Raw genomic sequence first — 20,420 nt, forward strand, 5'->3', positions numbered from 1 at the left:
AACATAAAGTTTGTTCCGGCCTGGGAAAAGTAATAAGGATTCGAGTCATAGACATATCCATTATTTACATATTTCTTATTAAAAAGATTATTAACCAATAGTTTTAAAGCAATATCATTATTGGCTATTTTAAATTGATATTGGGCATTGAGATCTGCCAGTATATAATCATTGAGCAGCAGACTTTTCTCTTCCGAATTGTCCAGATACTGTTCCCCAATATATTGACCATTTAACCAGAATTGGAAATGTTCAGACGGACTGAACTTCAATGATAAATTCCCTATGAAATCCGGTGAGAAAGAAATTTGTGTATTACCCAGCTCCTGAACTCTATCTCCATTTTCCAATCGAAAATCCAGGTTTCTATTCTGGCTCCAGGTCATATTTCCTGAAACCTCCCACATTTTCGAAATTTTGGCTAAAGCTCCAAGTTCAATTCCCCTTCTGTAACTTTTTCCTGAATTTGTCCTGATAAATTCACCGACATTATTGATCTGCCCGTTAAGCACTAATTGGTTGACATAATACATATAATACAGGTTCCCTGTAAGGGAAACAATTCCCAATTGCTTCTCTATTCCCGCTTCGAAATCATGAAGCTTTTCCGGCTTTACATTAGGATCTGCAATTAAGTCATCCCTGTTAGGTTCACGATGAGCATGAGCATAGGAAAAAAAGATTTTCCCTTTATTGATTTTATAATTAACTCCCGCTTTAGGATTAAAAAACAACCAATTTTTATCAAGATTAGCTCCTTCACCATCCCCTTCCATCAGAATTTTTGTGTTATAATCAATATTTCTCAACTGGAGGTCTCCAAAAAACTCGAAATCATCAACTCTGAAAAGTGCCTTTACAAATCCGGAAACTTCATTCTTAACGGATCGGCTTCTGTAATACTCATATTTTTCGATTTCGGGATGGAACATGTCTCTTACATTTCCAAAATGTCTTCCATAATACTGATTAGCAACTGCTCCGAAATTAACATCCCAATTATCAAATTTCCCATACATTGTAGAAACAACTCCATAGAAGTCATTATCCAGCCACTTTTTTCTGATAAAATCCGAGGTCTTTACAGTTTCATTATTAATAACCAGGTCGGGAAGGTTATATCTGGAGAAAGGATCACCTTGTTTATAGTTCTCATAATACCCTTTTCCCTTTGTATAATGAAAAGTAGTTTCAAGATTCCAGCGGTCATTAATATCCTGTTCCCAAAGCAATTGATAATGGTTTTGTCTGTAATTGTCAGTTTCATTATCATAAAAACCTGTAATATTTTCCCAGTTAGCATCATAAATGGCGCCTGAAACATTAAATTTAGGGTCAGTCTCCCATGTCTTCCTGTCTATTCCATTCCAGGCCTGATATGTTTTTTCCTTTCCCCCAAAAGCCAGCAGCCTTATTCTGGTTTTACCTTCTTCATACAATGCCGTAAAGTTATAAGAATGTAAATCCGATGAAGCCCTGTCGATATAGCCGTCGGAATGAATATAAGAATAACGCCCCATTAAGGACAGTTTATCCTTCCAAAATTTACCGGATCCTAATTCTGCTGAATATTTATAAGTATTAAAAGAACCATAACTGTCATCTGTCTTAATATAAAACTGATCTTGCGGATCTTTAGAAATAACATTAATACTTGCCCCAAAGGCCGATACCCCATTATTGGAAGTTCCTACCCCTCTTTGGATAACGATCTGAGATGCAGAACTCGTCAAATCCGGAACATTCACAAAGAATGTTCCCTGGCTTTCCGAATCATTAAAAGGAACTCCGTTCATCATCACATTAATTCCTCTCCCTGCCACTCCTCTAATTCTAAAACCCGTATACCCAACTCCGTTTCCGGCATCAGAAGTAGAGATAATAGAAGTCTGATTTTTCAACAGAATAGGTAAATCCTGCCCAAGATTTTTATTATCCAAATCTTTCTGAACATTAATAATCTCTTTTGCTACTGGAAGTCTTCTTGTAAAATTAACAGCTTCAATCTCTTTTGTTTTCAAAGAGTCTATATTCTGAGCTTGAAGCAGACCGAAAGAGCTTGTTGTAATAAGCCCTAAAAAAAAACCTTTCATTCGTATAAATTTTAAAAATTTAATGGAATAAAAGGGGATTTATAAGATATATAATTCTCGCAACCGTCCCTAAACAGCATTACCTGCTCAGGTTCATTGGGTATCATCTCAGCCTTCTACAGCACCCCTTTATTTCAGTCGCGAAATTACAAAAAATATACTATTGAGCAAGCTTATTAATTAATAAGCTTTATTATTTGCATCAATATAATAATAATTTTTACCGTCTTTAGTAACTTCAAACATTTTACCTAACTTCCAGCTAAAGTTTCTTTTAATATCCGCATATTCAAACGGCACAATAATATTATCATTTACATCAATCACACCAAACTTATCGTTAAGGATCGCAATGACCATTGGATTTCCAATATTATCTCCTTCCATAACATGTAGGTACTGATATTTTGGATAGATTCTGTATTGAGAAGGATCATCAGGATTCATAAATTTAGCTTCTTCAACGATTCCATAAAAACCATTTGCCACATAAGCCTGAAATTGTTGTTTTCTATATTCGCTTTTACAGATTCCTAAATCTTCATCTTTGTATTGGTAAACTCTTTTTCCTGTTTGGTCTATTCTATAGGAAATCATATTTTTTTCAACCGTAGCATAATCCTTTGTACCGAATTCTCTTGCTTTTTCGTTGCTTGAATTAAGCAGGTTACAATCTTCACTAAAGAAAACTGCGATATGATATTCTGGCTGAATAATAAATTTCCCGGTTTGGTTTACATATCCGAATTTTCCATTTTTCTTTTTAGGAATCAAGCGAGGGATATCAAGATTGGTATCCGGCATATTTCCTTTATGGATAGAATCATTATCAAAATGTGCTTTAGAAATTTCAGCATAGGAATTGCCTGCCGGTTTAGCTTGGGATTGGGAGAAAACCAGCATTAAAAGAAATATCCCTAGAATGTGGATATTATTTTTCATAATCATCATTGTTTGTTTTGTTTTTGCAAAAGTAGGAAATTTTTATAGATATCGAATATTGAAAATATAAAAAACATATTTATAAACAATCTAAATAATTTCATCCTGAAGAAATATTAAAATTTTGTAAATTTGGGAACATTTTTAATTGTTTGATAATTTTAAAACATTTTTGAGATATGACATTTGATATTGATATGATCAAAAAGGTGTACGAGCGTTATCCTGAAAGAATTGCTGCGGCAAGGAAAACAGTTGGAAAGCCTCTTACCTTATCAGAAAAAATATTATATACCCACCTTTGGGAGGGAAATGCTACACAGGCTTATGAAAGAGGAAATTCATATGTTGATTTTGCTCCGGACAGAGTAGCAATGCAGGATGCTACTGCACAGATGGCTTTATTACAATTTATGCAGGCAGGAAAAGCTAAGGTTGCTGTACCTTCTACTGCCCATGCGGATCACCTTATCCAGGCAAAAGTTGGAGCTGATAAAGATTTACAGGAAGGGATCAATAAAAACTCAGAAGTATTCAATTTTTTAAGTTCTGTTTGTGACAAATACGGAATCGGGTTCTGGAAACCCGGAGCGGGAATTATTCACCAGGTTGTATTAGAAAACTATGCATTCCCTGGAGGTATGATGATCGGTACCGACTCTCATACAGTAAATGCAGGAGGTTTAGGAATGGTAGCTATTGGTGTAGGTGGAGCAGATGCTGTAGATGTAATGGCTGGAATGGCATGGGAACTTAAAATGCCAAAACTTATCGGTGTAAAATTAACCGGTAAAATGAGTGGATGGACTTCCGCAAAAGACGTTATTCTAAAAGTGGCAGGAATCCTTACTGTAAAAGGAGGAACTGGATGCATTGTTGAATATTTTGGAGAAGGAGCTGAATCTCTTTCTGCAACCGGTAAAGGAACAATCTGTAACATGGGTGCTGAAATCGGAGCTACGACTTCTACTTTCGGATATGATGATTCCATGAGAAGATATTTAGCAGCTACAGGAAGACAAGATGTAGTAGATGCTGCTGATAAAATTGCTGAACATTTAACAGGTGATGCTGAAGTATATGCTAATCCTGAACAATATTTCGATCAGGTAATTGAAATTAACCTTTCTGAGTTAGCACCTCACCTTAATGGTCCTTTCACACCGGACTTAGCTACTCCAGTTTCTGAATTCAGAGCTAAAGCTGAGGCTAACGGATGGCCACTTGAGGTAGAATGGGCACTGATCGGTTCTTGTACCAACTCTTCTTATGAAGATTTATCAAGAGCTGCTTCTATCGTAGAAGATGCAGTATCAAAAGGAGTAAAACCAAAAGCTATTTTAGGTATCAATCCGGGTTCTGAGCAAGTGAAATTCACAGCAGAAAGAGATGGATTCTTAAATTCTTTCAGAAAATTTGAAAACGCAAGAATCTTTACTAATGCTTGTGGACCTTGTATCGGACAATGGGACAGAGAAGGAGCTGAAAAAGGCGAGAAAAACTCTATTATTCACTCTTTCAACAGAAACTTTGCAAAAAGAGCTGACGGAAACCCTAATACTCATGCATTCGTAGCTTCCCCGGAAATGGTAGCTGCTGTTGCAATCTCCGGAAGATTAGACTTTAACCCTATTACAGATACTTTAACTGCTGAAAACGGTGATCAGGTAAAATTAGCTGAGCCGAACGGATATGAATTACCTTCTAAAGGATTTGCTGTAGATGACAATGGTTATCAGGCACCTTCTGAAGACGGATCAAGTGTAGTGGTTAACGTAAGCCCTACTTCTGACAGACTTCAGTTATTAGAAGAATTCCCGGCTTGGGACGGTAAAAATATCCAAGGAGCTAAAATTCTAATCAAAGCTTTCGGAAAATGTACAACTGACCACATTTCCATGGCTGGACCATGGTTGAAATACAGAGGTCACCTTGATAATATTTCAAATAACATGTTGATCGGAGCTGTGAATGCTTACAACATGGAAACCAATAAAGTTAAAAACGAATTAACAGGTGAATATGGTGAAGTTCCTGCTGTCCAAAGAGCTTACAAAGCTGCTGGAATCCCGACTATCGTAGTAGGAGATCAAAACTACGGAGAAGGGTCTTCAAGAGAGCACGCTGCAATGGAGCCTAGACATCTTGGAGTAAAAGCTGTATTGGTAAAATCATTTGCAAGAATCCACGAAACCAACCTTAAAAAACAAGGAATGTTAGGGTTAACTTTCGCTAATGAAGCTGATTATGACAAAATCTTAGAAGATGACACTGTAAACTTCCTGGATTTAGATCAATTCGCTCCAGGAAAACAATTAACTCTAGAGTTTGTTCATGCTGATGGTACTAAAGACATCATTATGGCCAACCATACTTATAACGATCAACAGATCGATTGGTTCAAAGCTGGTTCAGCTCTTAACCTTATTAAGAGACAAGAAGCAAACTAATTCTTAGTTATCATAAAAAAAGCCTTGCAAATTCAAGGCTTTTTTTATGATGTACAGACAGATACATTAACTCAATTATAAGCGTTCCTGTAACAAATTTTGCTTTTTAGCGTCTAACCAGTTAAAGAATCCACTTAATGAAAAAATCTCTTTTCACACTTTCCCTCTTAAGTACAATTACTATCTTTTCTCAGGAGAAAACAACCACTGTAAAAGAAAAGGAAATTGAAGGGGTCACTATCACGAAAACAAAAAAAGCCGTAGAGCAAAAGGCAGATCGTACTATTTTTGATTTTTCTGAACAACCTCAACTTAATAACGGAAATGTACTGGAGGGAATAAAGAAACTTCCGGGACTTCTTTCCACCGATATTGCAGGGATGATGTATCAGGGAAAAATGCTGGATGTATATCTTAACGGGAGACCTCTCAATATCACATCCAACGAATTGAATTCTTTCTTAGAAGGAATGCCAGCCAATTCGGTAGATCGAATTGAAGTAATTACCCAGCCCGGAGCCGAGTTTCCGGCTACTTCAGGTGGAGCTATTATGAATATCATTACCAATAAAAATGCTAATAAATATTTAACAGCTACCTATTCAGGTAATTATTCCTTTACCAATTATGATAAATTCAGAAGCAGGACTTCCAATTCCATTAACCTTAATGCAAGAAATAAAATTTTCGGGTGGCAGCTGAATATAGGTCAAAATTACCGTGAAAGTATGCTGAATACCAATCAGGATGATCTATTATTAAGTAATAGCGACCGTACGGGACGTGGTTATTTTGCCAAATCAGGATTAACATTCGACTTGGGCTTAGACAGGTTATTATTAAACTACGATATCTATCATAATTATAACAACAACTATACTTCAAGTAATGGTCTTGCCGATCTTGCCTATTATCTTAATCCAAGCCTTACAAAAGAGGCTTATTTTGAATCCTTTGATATTTCCAACACCAACAATCTGCGTCAGGAAGCTGTAATTACTTATCAGAAACGTTTTGATGACAAATCTCAGAAGTTGGATTTCCAGTTAGGATATACCCAATCAGACAGCAAGTTTAATCAGGACAACATTTTCAGAAATGGTTTTTATACGGATGATCATGAAACCTTTTCTTTCCCCGGATCCAATATTCTGAAGAACAATTCTCTTATGAGAGTTACTAATTTTAAAGTAGACTATTCTCAGCCAATCAATATCTTGGATGCTGGAAAAGTAAGCTTCGGAGGTCTATATGAGAAACAAAATTTTGATACTGAAAGCAAAGGTATAACCAACTTGGAATATCAAAGGCAAACAGCATCTACTTATCTTGAATTTCAGGCGAAATTGAAAAAATTTGATTTCATTCTAGGTTCAAGAGCAGAAAACTATGATATTTCAGGAATCACAAGGACGATTGACAGCACCAATACCATTATTCAGAAAGACCTGATCCCTTTCAGTAAGTTTAAGTTCTTTCCCAATGCAAGTGTTCAGTATAATTTGATGAACCAGGTATATGTAGCTGCGAATTATAACAAAAAAATAAGCCTACCAAGTATCTCAGCACTTAACCCTAACAATACCACTTTCGCAGGGCCTAATACACAGATCAACGGAAATCCTAACCTTCAGCCCACCATTTTTGATAATTATGAATTAAAATTATCAGCGTTTGACTATGCATTTATTGGCTACAATGTAAGCTCCGCTAAAAACCAGGTAGCCCAGATTATCAGGAGAGACGGAAAAAATATTTATAATGAGCAGGTGAACATCTCCAATATGACTATTCATAATTTCAATGTAGGAGTTCCTGTTCCGTTTATGATCTTCAGCAAACCTTTAAGTGAAATTATGAAGTTTGACTTCAATCCGGATAAGATTAATTTTATGTACCTGTACGCAGGTTATCAAAAACATAATATTGATAATATAAGTAATAAGGGACTATGGATTTTTAATATTATGACTCAGGTGATTTTACCAAAAGACATCAAATTAACTGCTAATTACAGCTATATCACAGCAAAGTCCGGATATTTCTATTTTGTAGCAGAAAAACCATTCAATAATTCTTTTGACCTTACACTTACTAAAAAGTTTATGGATAACAGGCTTACTCTTTCCATCTTCGCCAATGATATCTTCAACAGTCAGAGGATGTATGTAAGATCAAATCCTCCATCAGGACAGAGCGTCTTCTTAAGTAATAAATATGATACAAGAAATTTCGGGTTATCTGTTAATTATAAGATTCCGACACGAAATAAACTGGCCAAAGAAGATCCCAATATCCTCAATAATACAAAAAAAGAGGACAAAGGTATCATGCAACCCGGGCAATAATTAAATAAGGCTGACTTAAAATAAATATAAAGTTTTAAGCCAGCCTCTCATGATGGAATAATGAATGATTTCAAAATTCTATAGTATGGAATCTCCAGCTCAATGAATCAATAAGGGTTAGCTGATTCAAAGGCACAGGCAGCCCTATAATTAATTTTAATGTATGATGAGCCATCATACTTCCTACAATTCCTGGTAAGGAACCCAGAACTCCAAGGCGGTCACAATCCGGCACATCTTCCTCAGAAGGGGGATTTGGAAAAACATCTCTCAGGTTTTTACTTCCTTTATAATTAAATAAGGCAACCTGACCCGAAAATCCCAGTATACTTCCGTATACCAGAGGTTTTCCTAAAGAGACGCTATGATCATTGATAAGGTATCGGCTTGTAAAATTATCTGTGCAGTCAACAATAATATCATAAGAAGACAGTATTTCTTCCACATTGGATTTTCCGATCTTCTCTTCAATTCCCACTACCTTTACATCACTATTAAGTGCATTTACAAATTGAGATGCACTATTCACCTTACAGTGCCCTACACTATTTTCCGCATGGATAACCTGCCTATTCAGATTATGAACTTCAACCCTATCAAAGTCTGCTATTCCCAGTACTCCGACACCTGCTGCTGCCAGATATTGAATAACAGGACTTCCTAATCCACCGGCCCCTATAACCAGAACTTTTGCATCACGGATTTTTCTTTGTCCATCCAATCCTATTTCATCGATAAATATCTGCCTGCTGTATCTAACAAAATAATCTTTTACTTTCATATACTTGTGTTATTGTATACTGCATCCCAGTCTTTCATTACAGGATCATAGCCTGCAGCTTTTATTACCTGCCTTATTTCATTCATGCTTCTTTCATCACTTGTTTCAAATTGTTCCAAAGATTTTGGATCGACCACATATCCTCCGGGATTTGTCTTTGAACCTGCACTCATAGTTGTTGCTCCTAAAGAAATAATATGATTCCTGAATATTTCATTTTCCCTTGTGGAGATGGATATTCCAATATCTTCATTCCATATCCTGTAGGCACAGATCAATTGAAGCAAATCCCTATCTTCCATAATAAAGTTAGGTTCAATAATTCCTTCTGCCGGTCTTAATCTAGGAAACGAAACTGAAAATCTACTTTTCCAATATTCCTTTTGTAGGTAATCTATATGTAATACATTAAAAAAACTATCCACACGCCAGTCTTCCAACCCTAAAAGAACTCCTAATCCCATTTTATGAATACCCGCTTTTCCAATTCTGTCCGGTGTATCCAAACGGAAAGTGAAATTTGATTTTTTACCTTTGGGATGATATTGTTTATAAACTTCTTTATGATAAGTTTCCTGATACACCAATACTGAATGTACACCTGCTTTGTGTAATAAATAATATTCTTCTTCGGAAAGAGGCTGAACCTCTATCGAAATATTAGAAAAATAAGGTTTAAGTAAATGCATTGCATTTAAAAAATAATTGATTCCCACTGTTGTATTAGCTTCACCGCTTACCAATAAAAGATGATTGATACCCATTGCTTTCAAAGCCATTGCCTCAAGCATTAGCTCTGAATCCGACAATGTTTTCCTTTTTAATTTATTATCCAGACTGAATCCGCAGTAGGTACATATATTCTGACATTCATTACTAAGGTACAGTGGTGCATATAACTGAATCACTTTCCCAAATCTTTTCTGAGTGCTATTTTTAGTAATCCCTGCCATATACTCTAACTCCTGAGAAGCAACCGGTGAGATAAGATTCAGAAAATCATCTACTGTCTTTTTCTTTTTACCTAAACTTTTATGAACATCTGATAAAGTAACAGTGTTGATCTTGCTTTTAACTGCTTCCCATTCATAATTTCCGAAAATTTGTTGAAAACGGCTCATAAGAAACTATTTAAACAGAAAAGAAGTTAAAGGACTTGATGCTTCTGCATGGTGATTAACCGCTCCTAACCCTGAGTTATACGCCCTTCTTCCTGCTATCACTCCTTCTTTAAAAGCCAGAGCCATTTCTATTGGATTTTCTGCGACTGCAATTGCTGTATTAACAAGAACTGCATCAGCACCCATTTCCATTGCTTTTGCCGCATCAGATGGGGCCCCAATTCCCGCATCCACCACCACCGGAACTTTAGATTGTGCGATGATGATCTCCAAAAAATCTAAGGTCCGCAACCCTTTATTTGTTCCGATCGGAGCTCCTAAAGGCATTACGACTGCCGTTCCAACATCTTCAAGGCGCTTGCATAACACAGGATCAGCATGTATATAAGGCATTACAATAAATCCGAGTTTAGCCAATTCTTCTGTTGCATATAATGTTTCAATCGGATCGGGCAGCAGGTATTTCGGATCCGGATGTATTTCCAGTTTTACCCAATGGGTTTCCAATGCCTCTCTTGCCAGCTGAGCAGCTAATACAGCTTCCTTAGCTGTTCTTGCTCCAGAAGTATTGGGCAAAAGATGAACCTTAGTTAAGTTCAGTGCTTTCATTAGCTCATCTTCTTCAGAATAAACATCTATTCTTTTCAAAGCCATAGTCACCATATCAGTTTCTGAAGCTATGATTGAAGAAGCCATTTCTGCCATATTTCCGAATTTACCCGTTCCCAGAAATAATCTGGAATCAAAAACTCTGTCTGCTATTTTTAATTTTTCATTCATTGTAAAAGTTCTTTTATTTTATAAGTTTTATCCGGGTTATTGGTGATTTCTCCAGATATGGCAACTCCATATAGGCCCAGCTCTTTTAATATTTTAATATCTTCTGAAACAATTCCTCCTATAGCATATATTTTAGGAAGTACTGATAATTGCTCGTTCAGTTTTTGAAAAATCTGCTGAAAGCCGTCTAAGCCTAAAACAGGACTGAGTTTTTCTTTTGTTGGGGTATACCTAAACGGCCCCAATCCGATATAATCACATTCTTCTTCTATCCTATGAAGTACATCAGAAAAAGTATTGGCGGTTCCTCCGATAATTTTATGTGCTCCCAAAATTACTCTTGCATTTTTTACAGGCCCATCATTCAATCCAAGATGAACACCGTCTGCTTCAGTTTCCTTTGCAATATCAACCCGGTCATTAACAATATATGAAGCCTGATATTCCTTGCAAAGGATTTTCACCTCACAGCATAATTTTCTCAAAGAGTCTTCAGTCGCATTTTTCCATCTTACCTGTATCCATCCAGCCCCGGCATCTAAAGCTTTCTGTATATTAATTTGTTGTTCTAAAGCCGTATTTCCCTGAGATATGTATTGTAATCTTTCCATGAAGTATTAATTTTCAAAAGCTCTTTTGATTTTTTTAAATGCTGACAGAGGATTATCATTTTGCCAAATAGCACCTAACAGCGCCACACCGTCTACATTTTTATCTTTAATGGAAACTATTGTCTTTTCATCAAGTCCACCTAATGCAATTAATTTAACCTGCTGATTATTTTTTTGTTCAAGTGTATCCGAAAGCTTTGAATCAAGGCCGTATCCCTGTTTGGAAATACTTAAAAAAAACGGACTCAGAAAAGCGTATTCCCATTCTTTATTTAGAGTATTATAAGAATAAATATCATGAACCGAAGTCGACAATACATTATGTATGTACAATTGATGTACTTTATCCAGCCTATCCTGTTCTCTAAAATGAAACCTTGAAATACCATATTGTTCTCCCAGTTCATAATGAGCATGTAAAACAATCCTGGAATAAAAAGATTCATCTATTTTATTCAGATAATTCACCAAATCCTCCTTTTTAAAAAAGGGTTTCCGGATATGAAGAAGATCCAATCCTTCCCCAAAGAGTTTATTGATCCAATCGGCTTCCCCACTAAAGTTTCTCTCAGGAGTTAACACAATAATCATAAATAAATCTCTTTTCCTTTTTCTATAAATTCTTTTGATTTATCAAGCATTCCCATTTCAGCAGATTCTCTTATTTCCTGAGTAATTTTCATGGAACAAAATTTAGGACCGCACATGGAACAGAAATGGGCGATTTTTGCTCCTTCAGCCGGTAATGTTTCATCATGATATGACCTTGCCGTATCGGGATCTAATGATAAATTAAACTGGTCTTCCCACCTGAATTCAAAACGGGCTTTACTTAAAGCATTATCCCGGTACTGAGCTCCGGGATGTCCCTTCGCCAGATCAGCTGCATGAGCTGCCAGCTTATAAGTAATCACTCCATCTTTTACATCCTTCTTATTGGGTAAGCCTAAATGTTCTTTTGGGGTAACATAACACAGCATCGCACAGCCAAACCATCCGATCATAGCAGCACCAATTCCTGAAGTAATGTGATCATAACCGGGAGCAATATCTGTGGTAAGCGGTCCCAGGGTATAAAATGGAGCCTCATGGCATTCTTTCAGCTGCTTATCCATATTCTCCTTAATCATGTGCATAGGAACATGGCCAGGTCCTTCAATCATCACCTGTACATTATGCTTCCATGCTATTTTAGTTAGTTCCCCTAATGTTTCCAATTCAGCAAATTGTGCAACATCGTTGGCATCTGCAATAGAACCGGGGCGCAAGCCATCTCCTAGGGAAAATGCTACATCATATTTCTTCATGATTTCACAGATCTCTTCAAAATGGGTGTAAAGAAAATTTTCTTTATGATGATACAGACACCATTTTGCCATAATAGATCCTCCTCTGGAAACAATTCCTGTAATCCTGTTAACTGTTAAATGGATATAGCGCAACAGGACACCGGCATGAATCGTGAAATAGGATACACCCTGTTCTGCCTGCTCAATCAGTGTATCTTTAAATATTTCCCAGGTAAGGTCTTCCGGAACTCCTTTTACTTTTTCCAATGCCTGATAGATAGGAACCGTTCCGATAGGGACGGGACTGTTTCTTATAATCCATTCTCTGGTTTCATGAATATTTTTTCCTGTGGACAAATCCATTATGGTATCCGCTCCCCAGCGACATGCCCATACCGCTTTTTCCACTTCTTCTTCAATACTCGAAGAAACAGCACTGTTTCCGATATTCGCATTGATTTTTACCAGAAAATTCCGGCCAATAATCATAGGTTCACTTTCAGGATGGTTGATGTTATTAGGAATAATAGCCCTTCCTGCTGCAATTTCATTCCTTACAAATTCTGGAGTAATTCTATTTTGAGGAGTATTTGCACCAAAACTATTACCGAAATGCTGAACTCTTAAGTCTTCTGAAACCAGATTAAGCTGCTCCATCCTCTGATTCTCTCTAATCGCAACATATTCCATTTCGGGTGTAATAATTCCCTGCTTCGCATAATAGAGCTGCGTTATTTCTTTTTCTTCTTTAGCAATTTTAGGTTGATGATTATAAGAGAACCGTAAATGGTCCAACTCAGGGTTTGCGAAAAGGGTCCTTCCATATTCTGAAGTAATCCTGTCTAAAATATCAACATCAGCCCTATCCAGAATCCACTGTTCCCTAATTCTTGGGAGCCCTTTTTTAATATCAATAGCTACACCTTCCTCCGTATAAGGTCCAGATGTATCATATACCGTTACCGGAAGATTATTTTCTAATTTTCCACTCGTTAATTTTGTAGGGCCCAATTGAATTTCCCGCATAGCTACACGAATAGGATATATTTCTCCTTCAATATAAATTTTCTTTGAGTTCGGAAATGGTGAACATGTAATAGAATATGCCATAGAAGTATATTTAACCGCCTTGAGTGGCAGTGATTATTAAAATAGAGTCTTTATCTTTCAGAATGGTTTCCGGCCATGAAGATCTGGGAACAATCCGGTTGTTCACAGCTACAGCAATCCCGTTTTTCTTTTGGGACATTTCCATAATGAGCAATGCTTCCAGGTTACGGGGAGGTATTTCGAATATTTTTCGTGTGTGGTTGATTATAAGTTCCATTCCTAATTTTTTAATACACTTTAGGAATGGCTATTATGGTACAAGAGAATGTACAACACAAAAGTCATCTACTTTTTCCTACGCTAGTATGATCTAGAATCAGGTTCAAAGGGTAAAATCTCAGCCTGTTGATAACAGACACCCCTAAAGTATGAGGCGAAGTTAATTATTTTTTCAGAATATGCAAAACTTTAGTTTTATTTAAACAAAAAAAGGCTATCCTTATTAAGACAGCCTTTATATTTTATTAGATCATTTTTAAACTAAGAATCTTCACATGCTCTCCAGATTGCTTCGTTCTGTGGAACGGGTGCTACTACTTCAATTCTTTCTTTAGTAACAGGATGAATAAATTCAAGTTTTCTTGCATGAAGATTTATTCCGCCATCCGGGTTTGAACGTGGTGAACCGTATTTCAAATCTCCTTTTATGGGTATTCCGATTTTGGATAGCTGGGCGCGGATCTGATGATGCCTTCCCGTTTCCAAATCAATTTCAAGAAGAAGATAATTATCCAGACTTTTAATGACATGATAGGTTAAGATCGCTTCTTTTGCACCATCGGTAGCTTTAGGAAAAACAATCGCTTTATTATTTTTCTCATTTTTCTTTAAATAATGGACCAGCCTCTGTTCCTGAGGAATAAGTTCTTTAGCCACCACTGCCCAGTAAGTCTTTTTGATTTCTCTATTTTTGACCATTTGCGTCAAACGGGAAAGTGCCTTAGAGGTTTTCGCATAAATAACCAGCCCCGAAGTAGGGCGATCGATACGGTGAACCAAGCCAAGAAAAACATTTCCCGGTTTGGCATCCCTTATTTTAATGAAATTCTTTATAGAATCCAGCAAGGACTCATCGCCGGTTTTATCTCCCTGAACGAGCTGTCCTACTTTTTTATTAATAATTAAAAGATGATTATCTTCATAAAGAATCTGATCTTTCATAGTCTTATTTAAAGTGTATGCCTGGTCCTATTGCATAGTGAGAAAATCACTCCAATGATAAGTCCTATGGTTTTTATTGCTGCAAAGCGGGTATCTGTAAGAAGATAAGCCCCCAATACACACATTAAAGCGGCTGCATACAGGGGATAAGCAAAGCTTCTGTTCGAAAGAAAAGTTGCTTCTGCAAAAAAACCAATTCCTATCAAAATATAAAATATTTTCCGGGAAAGCAGACTATTCAGTTCTGGTGAAAAGAAATTAAATAAGCCTGCGCCTAGGCATACCAGGGCAATAATAGAAATAATTCCTTGTGTCATTTCGTGTTCTTAGTAAAAATATAACAATCAATAATCTTTATAACAATTAATAGCTTTCTTTCTCATTGGGAAAATCCATTTCTTTAACATCTTTAACGTACTGAGCTACCGCTCCTGTTATTTCAGTATAAAGATCAAGATACCTTCTCAAAAATTTAGGCGAAAAGCCTTTATTCATCCCAACCATATCATGATATACTAATACCTGTCCATCACAATGTGGTCCTGCTCCGATCCCGATAGTTGGTATAGAAATACTTTCTGTAACCTTTTTAGCTAAGTCAGCAGGAATTTTTTCCAAAACTACGGAAAAACATCCTAATTCTTCTAATAGCTGAGCATCACGAATCAATTTTTCCGCTTCTTCATCTTCTTTAGCTCTTACTTTATAAGTCCCGAACTGATAAATAGACTGTGGAGTTAGCCCTAAATGTCCCATAACAGGAATTCCTGCATGGATTAATTTTTTGATCGGCTTTGAAATTTCTTTTCCTCCTTCAATCTTAATTGCATGCGCACCGCCTTCTTTCATCATCCTTACAGCAGATTCCAATGCCTTTTCCGCATTACTCTGATAAGTACCAAAAGGCAAATCTGCAACTACTAAAGCCCTGTCTGTTCCACGAACTACACTTTGAGTATGGTAGATCATCTGATCAAGTGTGATGGGTAAAGTAGTCTCAAAGCCTGCCATAACATTGGCAGCAGAGTCTCCTATAAGTACAGCATCTATACCACCTGCATCAACCATTTTGGCTGTAGTATAATCATATGCGGTAAGCATTGTTATTTTCTCCTTATCGAATTTCATTTTTCGTAAGGTTTCGGTAGTAACCTTTTTAATTTCAGAATGAACAGACATAAAATATGGGGATTAAAGTTAAAAAGTCGGCTTGCGCCGACTTAGATTTTTATAGATTATTTTTTACAAAACTACATGTCCGAGTTTCATGAGTTTATCGTGATTTAATATTTTGATATTTCTTCCATCAACTTCAATCAGACTATCCTGCTTAAATTCGGAAATCAATCGAATGGCACTCTCCGTAGCTGTACCAATAATATTGGCAATCTCTTCTCTGGTTAAAGAAATCTTGATGAATCCTTCCGGATCTACTCCGAGTTTCTGCTCCAATAGTAGCAAGATTTCAGCTAATCTTTCTCTGACAGTTTTTTGGGCCAAGAAAGTAATAGTGTTGGAAGATTCCCCCAATTCATAAGAAATCTTTTGCAACATCACAAAAGATAATTGGGGATCTACCTCAAGTAAATACATAAAAATATCTGCAGGCAAAAAAACACATTCAATATCTGTCATGGCTTCAGCTTTCGCCTGAAAATTTTCTCCACACAGTAATGACCGATGTCCAATAATATCTTTTTCCTTAATAAATCTCAGAATCTGATCTTTACCAAACGCTCCTGATTTAGAAAGTTTTGCAGCACCTTTTTCTATGACAAAAACACCTTTTGGGGATTCTCCATCTTCAAAAATGATTTCATGCTTCTGGAAATTTAACTTTTTCTTAGCAGTGAGATATTTCTCAAAATCTGCTTCGGAAAGTCTTTCCTTAAAGGATTTATCATTAAAAACTCTGGCGAACCTCTCTTCAATAGCAATCTGTTGTTCCTGCGACATTCTATATGATATTTATCACAAAAATATAACTTTTTAACTCTATAAACAAAAAAAATTGTTATAATTTTGTATGTCAATAATATAGGGTGGTGAGTGAAAATTGTTATCATTGTGGGCAGAGTATAGAAAAGGAGCGAATTCCTTTTGATGATAAGATCTTTTGTTGCAATGGCTGTAAATCAGTATACGAGATACTGAACACCAATAATTTAAGTAATTTTTACGAATTAAATAAAAAAGCGGGAATCAGACCAAGTGACGAAAATTCTTCACAATTTGATTATCTGGATACTCCTGAAATTTTTGACAAGGTAACTGATTTTTCTGAAGGAAATACAAGCCTTGTCACCTTTAAAGTTCCGGTAATACATTGTTCTTCATGCATCTGGTTATTGGAAAGTCTTCATACAATCAATAAGAACATCAAATACTCTCAAGTTAATTTCACCAGAAAAACCTTACAGGTTTCATTCAATCATAACGATCTTAAATTAAGCGAATTAGCTAAATTTTTAACTAACTTAGGGTATAAGCCTGTTATTAATTTAGAAACTGTTGAACAAAAAGAAGATCATTTTGACAGAAGTCTTTTAATAAAATTTGCGATTGCAGGATTTGCATTTGGAAACGGAATGTTTCTAAGTTTTCCTGAATATTTTGGAGCGAATGACAGCTGGGTAGAAGAAAACAAAAATTTCTTCCGACTAATTCTTTTCCTTTTCGCAACAGTTATTGTGTTCTATTGCGCTTCAGATTATTATAAATCGGCATGGTATGGTCTTAAAAATAAGATTATCAATATTGATGTACCTATAGTCTTAGGGATATTCATGCTCTACGGAAGAAGTATTTACGAGGTAGTAACCGACTATGGACCAGGATATTTTGACACGTTATGCGGACTGCTATTCTGGATGCTGCTGGGCAAAATATTCCAGAAAAGAACTTATAGTGCATTATCCTATGACCGGGATTACAAATCCTTCTACCCTATTGCCGTAACTAAGGTTGATTTCAATGGCAAACAAGAGAATATATTATTATCCAATATTCAAATTGGGGATAGGATTCTGGTTAGAAATCAGGAAATCATTCCCGTAGACACCATTCTGATCAACGGAGAAGGCAATATTGACAACAGTTTTATTACCGGAGAAAGCGTAAGTATAAGTAAAAAACCGGGTGATAAGATTTTTGCCGGAGGAAAGCAGCTAGGATCTTCGCTGGAATTAGAAGTAATCAAAAATGTTAATCAAAGTTATTTGACACAGCTTTGGAATAAAGAAGCATTCAAAAAACATGAAACAGGATTAGACACACTAACGAATAGCATCAGTAAGCAATTCACATTCATCATCTTAGGAATTACTTTAGTCGCAGGAATCTATTGGTATTCTATTGATCTTGAAAAAATGTTCCAGGTAGTCTGTGCTATTTTAATTATTGCCTGTCCATGTGCACTTGCTCTTTCAGCACCTTTTACTTTTGGACATATTATGAGGATTTTAGGCAGGAATAAGTTCTATGTAAAAGATACATTAACGATAGAAAAAATCGCCAAGATCAACGCAATTGCTTTTGATAAAACAGGAACAATTACCCATAGAAAGAAATCCAACATCAAATATGAAGGCTCCTCCATTCAGGAGTTTGATCTTGCCAATATAAAATCTCTCTTGAAAAATTCTAACCACCCGTTATCTAAATCTTTATACGAGTTTATCGAGATTCCTGATGAATATTTACCGGTGGAAAACTTTCAGGAAATTTCAGGAAAGGGTTATGAAGCAAATATAAGAGGAAACATCTACAAGATTGGCTCTGCCCGATACAACAACCAAGAATCAAAAAACCTGGAAACAGCCGTATATATAAGTAAAAACGATGAATTTCTAGGGAAGTTCATCTTCAAGAATGAATATCGCGAAAATCTTAAGAATCTATTTAAGAAACTCACCCATTATAAAATATTTATATTGAGCGGAGATAATTCTTCGGAGGAAGAACAATTAAAGGATATGATTCCGAATTACAGTGCCATGGCCTTCAATCAAAGTCCCGAAGATAAACTCAATTACATTAAAGAACTACAGGACAAACACTTAAAAGTAGCCATGCTTGGTGATGGACTCAATGATGCAGGAGCCCTTAAGCAAAGTAACGTAGGGATCGCTATTGCGGATGACACCAATACCTTCACCCCATCTTCTGATGTGATTATGAATGGAGAAAAAGTTGTTACATTAGATCGCTACCTTAATGTTTGTAAAGGCTCCATAACAATTGTAAAACTCACATTCATAATCAGTTTCTTATACAATATCATTGGACTAGGCTTTGCTGTGACAGGACATATGTCTCCTCTTTTCGCTGCTATATTAATGCCAATAAGTTCTATAACAGTGGTTGCATTTACTACTTTTTCCACCTGGTTATTAGGCAACAAATACTTCGGTAAAAAAGCTTGAAAACCTCCTTATTTAGACTGATTTTAAATTAGGTCAATTTAGTATTTCGTGATGAATGTCATTATTTTTCACTAAATTTGAAACCCGAAAATAGGTTAATTTTGTTGTCCAATGGATATTCTATATTTAATGATCCTATGCAGTGTTTCTTTAGCTGCAATTTTTCTGGTCGTTTTTATAGTAAACGCCAAAAAAGGACAGTTTGAAGATGATGAATCTCCGGCTGTACGAATACTTTTTGATTCCGATGAAGTGAAGGAAGATGAAAGTAATGGCAACAAAACTGACGACGAAGAAAAGGGAGAAGATAAAAAAATTGAAGAAAAAAGTGAATAGTTGATATGGAAACACAAAAGTTTAGTTATGACAACAGTATTGTTCGGGCATTTCTTTACGCGACCATTGTTTTTGGGCTTGTAGGGTTTTTGTTCGGGCTTACAGCAGCACTGATGCTGTTTTACCCGGAACTTCCCGAATTCTTATTCGGTACAGATGATACCACTATTAAGAGTTTAGCTTCCGGAAACATCCAGGGGTTAGTCAATACCCATGGTGCATTTGGTTTTGGAAGAATCAGAATGCTTCACACAAGTGCGGTAATCTTCGCATTTGTATGTAATTCATTCTTCTGCGGGGCTTATTACAGCTTACAAAGATTGCTTAAAACAAGAATGTTCAGTGATACTCTATCTTGGCTGCATTTCTGGACATGGCAGATCATGATTATTTCGGTAGTGATTACCTTTTTTATGGGAATCAATACTTCAAAAGAATATGCGGAACATGAGTGGCCTATTGACATTTTAATTGTCATCTCTTGGGTAATCTTCGGAATCAATATGTTTGGTACCATTGCCAAGAGAAGAGTAAGACACCTTTATGTAGCTATCTGGTTCTTTATCGGGACATGGATTGCCATAGCAATGCTGCATATCTTCAATAATCTTGAAGTTCCTCTATCTTTCACAAGCTGGAAATCTTACTCCATGTATGCCGGTGTAAAAGATGCTATTGTACAATGGTGGTATGGTCACAATGCAGTGGCATTCGTATTAACAACTCCTGTATTGGGTCTGATGTATTACTTCCTGCCTAAAGCAGCAGATCGTCCGGTATTTTCATATAAACTTTCAATTATCCACTTCTGGTCTTTGATCTTCGTATATATCTGGGCTGGTCCTCACCACCTTCAGTATACTGCATTACCTGCTTGGGCTCAGGCATTGGGAACAGGATTCTCTATCATGCTGATCGCTCCGTCTTGGGGAGGTATGTTAAACGGGCTTCTTACATTGAGAGGAGCGTGGGAT

At 36.3% G+C, this 20,420-nt stretch carries 18 protein-coding genes and 2 riboswitches; of the genes, 5 read left to right on the forward strand and 13 right to left on the reverse strand.

Annotation, left to right across the window (positions count from 1 at the left end; all coding sequences use genetic code 11):
- Positions 1 to 2,093: outer membrane beta-barrel protein (locus Q0A18_RS04870; RefSeq protein ID WP_292009050.1), on the reverse strand; the 2,093-nt coding region annotated here is incomplete at its 3' end.
- Positions 2,094 to 2,142: 49 nt separating this feature from the next.
- A riboswitch (TPP riboswitch) is annotated at positions 2,143 to 2,232 on the reverse strand.
- Between the two features lie 41 nt (positions 2,233 to 2,273).
- Positions 2,274 to 3,035, reverse strand: coding sequence for a WG repeat-containing protein (locus Q0A18_RS04875; protein ID WP_292009051.1), 762 nt, complete (start codon positions 3,033 to 3,035; stop codon positions 2,274 to 2,276).
- A 179-nt stretch (positions 3,036 to 3,214) separates the two neighbouring features.
- Here Q0A18_RS04875 and Q0A18_RS04880 point away from each other — a divergent pair, with 179 nt between their 5' ends.
- Both Q0A18_RS04880 and Q0A18_RS04885 read left to right on the forward strand, forming a co-directional pair.
- Positions 3,215 to 5,485: an aconitate hydratase gene (locus Q0A18_RS04880; protein ID WP_292009052.1), complete on the forward strand. Its 2,271-nt coding sequence runs from the start codon at positions 3,215 to 3,217 to the stop codon at positions 5,483 to 5,485.
- Positions 5,486 to 5,622: 137 nt separating this feature from the next.
- Positions 5,623 to 7,833 (forward strand): outer membrane beta-barrel family protein, encoded by a 2,211-nt coding sequence (locus Q0A18_RS04885; protein WP_292009053.1) that lies wholly within the window; start codon positions 5,623 to 5,625, stop codon positions 7,831 to 7,833.
- Between the two features lie 70 nt (positions 7,834 to 7,903).
- On the opposite strand, the gene Q0A18_RS04890 is transcribed toward Q0A18_RS04885, so the two are convergent.
- The 11 genes from Q0A18_RS04890 to Q0A18_RS04940 form a co-directional block, all read right to left on the reverse strand.
- Positions 7,904 to 8,614 carry a HesA/MoeB/ThiF family protein gene (locus Q0A18_RS04890; RefSeq protein ID WP_292009054.1) on the reverse strand — a complete coding sequence of 237 codons (711 nt, stop codon included), beginning with the start codon at positions 8,612 to 8,614 and terminating at the stop codon, positions 7,904 to 7,906.
- Positions 8,611 to 9,735, reverse strand: a complete 1,125-nt coding sequence (thiH, locus tag Q0A18_RS04895; RefSeq protein ID WP_292009055.1) for a 2-iminoacetate synthase ThiH — start codon at positions 9,733 to 9,735, stop codon at positions 8,611 to 8,613. The genes Q0A18_RS04890 and thiH overlap by 4 nt, the downstream gene beginning before the upstream one ends.
- A gap of 6 nt (positions 9,736 to 9,741) precedes the next feature.
- On the reverse strand, positions 9,742 to 10,515 hold the full coding sequence (locus Q0A18_RS04900) for a thiazole synthase (RefSeq protein ID WP_292009056.1): 774 nt from the start codon (positions 10,513 to 10,515) through the stop codon (positions 9,742 to 9,744).
- Entirely contained in the window at positions 10,512 to 11,126 is a 615-nt protein-coding gene (thiE, locus tag Q0A18_RS04905) for a thiamine phosphate synthase (RefSeq protein WP_292009057.1), read from the reverse strand. Before thiE ends, Q0A18_RS04900 begins: the two co-directional genes overlap by 4 nt.
- Positions 11,127 to 11,132: 6 nt before the next feature.
- The gene (locus Q0A18_RS04910) at positions 11,133 to 11,717 is read right to left on the reverse strand and encodes a thiamine phosphate synthase (RefSeq protein WP_292009058.1); all 585 of its coding nucleotides are present in this window, start codon (positions 11,715 to 11,717) and stop codon (positions 11,133 to 11,135) included.
- Positions 11,714 to 13,525 (reverse strand): phosphomethylpyrimidine synthase ThiC, encoded by a 1,812-nt coding sequence (gene thiC, locus Q0A18_RS04915; RefSeq protein ID WP_292009059.1) that lies wholly within the window; start codon positions 13,523 to 13,525, stop codon positions 11,714 to 11,716. Before thiC ends, Q0A18_RS04910 begins: the two co-directional genes overlap by 4 nt.
- Before the next feature lie 10 nt (positions 13,526 to 13,535).
- Positions 13,536 to 13,742 carry a sulfur carrier protein ThiS gene (gene thiS / locus Q0A18_RS04920; protein WP_292009060.1) on the reverse strand — a complete coding sequence of 69 codons (207 nt, stop codon included), beginning with the start codon at positions 13,740 to 13,742 and terminating at the stop codon, positions 13,536 to 13,538.
- Positions 13,743 to 13,800: 58 nt separating this feature from the next.
- Positions 13,801 to 13,898: riboswitch (TPP riboswitch) on the reverse strand.
- Between the two features lie 107 nt (positions 13,899 to 14,005).
- Positions 14,006 to 14,686, reverse strand: a complete 681-nt coding sequence (locus Q0A18_RS04925; protein WP_292009061.1) for an RluA family pseudouridine synthase — start codon at positions 14,684 to 14,686, stop codon at positions 14,006 to 14,008.
- Between the two features lie 8 nt (positions 14,687 to 14,694).
- Positions 14,695 to 15,003, reverse strand: a complete 309-nt coding sequence (locus Q0A18_RS04930) for a hypothetical protein (RefSeq protein WP_292009062.1) — start codon at positions 15,001 to 15,003, stop codon at positions 14,695 to 14,697.
- 46 nt (positions 15,004 to 15,049) lie between these two features.
- A complete protein-coding gene (panB, locus tag Q0A18_RS04935) occupies positions 15,050 to 15,865 on the reverse strand; it encodes a 3-methyl-2-oxobutanoate hydroxymethyltransferase (RefSeq protein WP_292009063.1) in 816 nt (271 codons plus the stop codon).
- 63 nt (positions 15,866 to 15,928) lie between these two features.
- Positions 15,929 to 16,642 carry a Crp/Fnr family transcriptional regulator gene (locus tag Q0A18_RS04940; RefSeq protein ID WP_292009064.1) on the reverse strand — a complete coding sequence of 238 codons (714 nt, stop codon included), beginning with the start codon at positions 16,640 to 16,642 and terminating at the stop codon, positions 15,929 to 15,931.
- 89 nt (positions 16,643 to 16,731) lie between these two features.
- Here Q0A18_RS04940 and Q0A18_RS04945 point away from each other — a divergent pair, with 89 nt between their 5' ends.
- The 3 genes from Q0A18_RS04945 to Q0A18_RS04955 all read left to right on the forward strand — a co-directional run.
- Positions 16,732 to 19,110, forward strand: coding sequence for a heavy metal translocating P-type ATPase metal-binding domain-containing protein (locus tag Q0A18_RS04945; protein WP_292009065.1), 2,379 nt, complete (start codon positions 16,732 to 16,734; stop codon positions 19,108 to 19,110).
- A 111-nt stretch (positions 19,111 to 19,221) separates the two neighbouring features.
- A complete protein-coding gene (gene ccoS, locus Q0A18_RS04950; RefSeq protein WP_292009066.1) occupies positions 19,222 to 19,446 on the forward strand; it encodes a cbb3-type cytochrome oxidase assembly protein CcoS in 225 nt (74 codons plus the stop codon).
- Between the two features lie 5 nt (positions 19,447 to 19,451).
- Positions 19,452 to 20,420: cbb3-type cytochrome c oxidase subunit I (locus Q0A18_RS04955; protein ID WP_292009067.1), on the forward strand; the 969-nt coding region annotated here is incomplete at its 3' end.

It is taken from the genome of Chryseobacterium sp., from assembly GCF_022712095.1.
Taxonomy (GTDB): domain Bacteria; phylum Bacteroidota; class Bacteroidia; order Flavobacteriales; family Weeksellaceae; genus Chryseobacterium.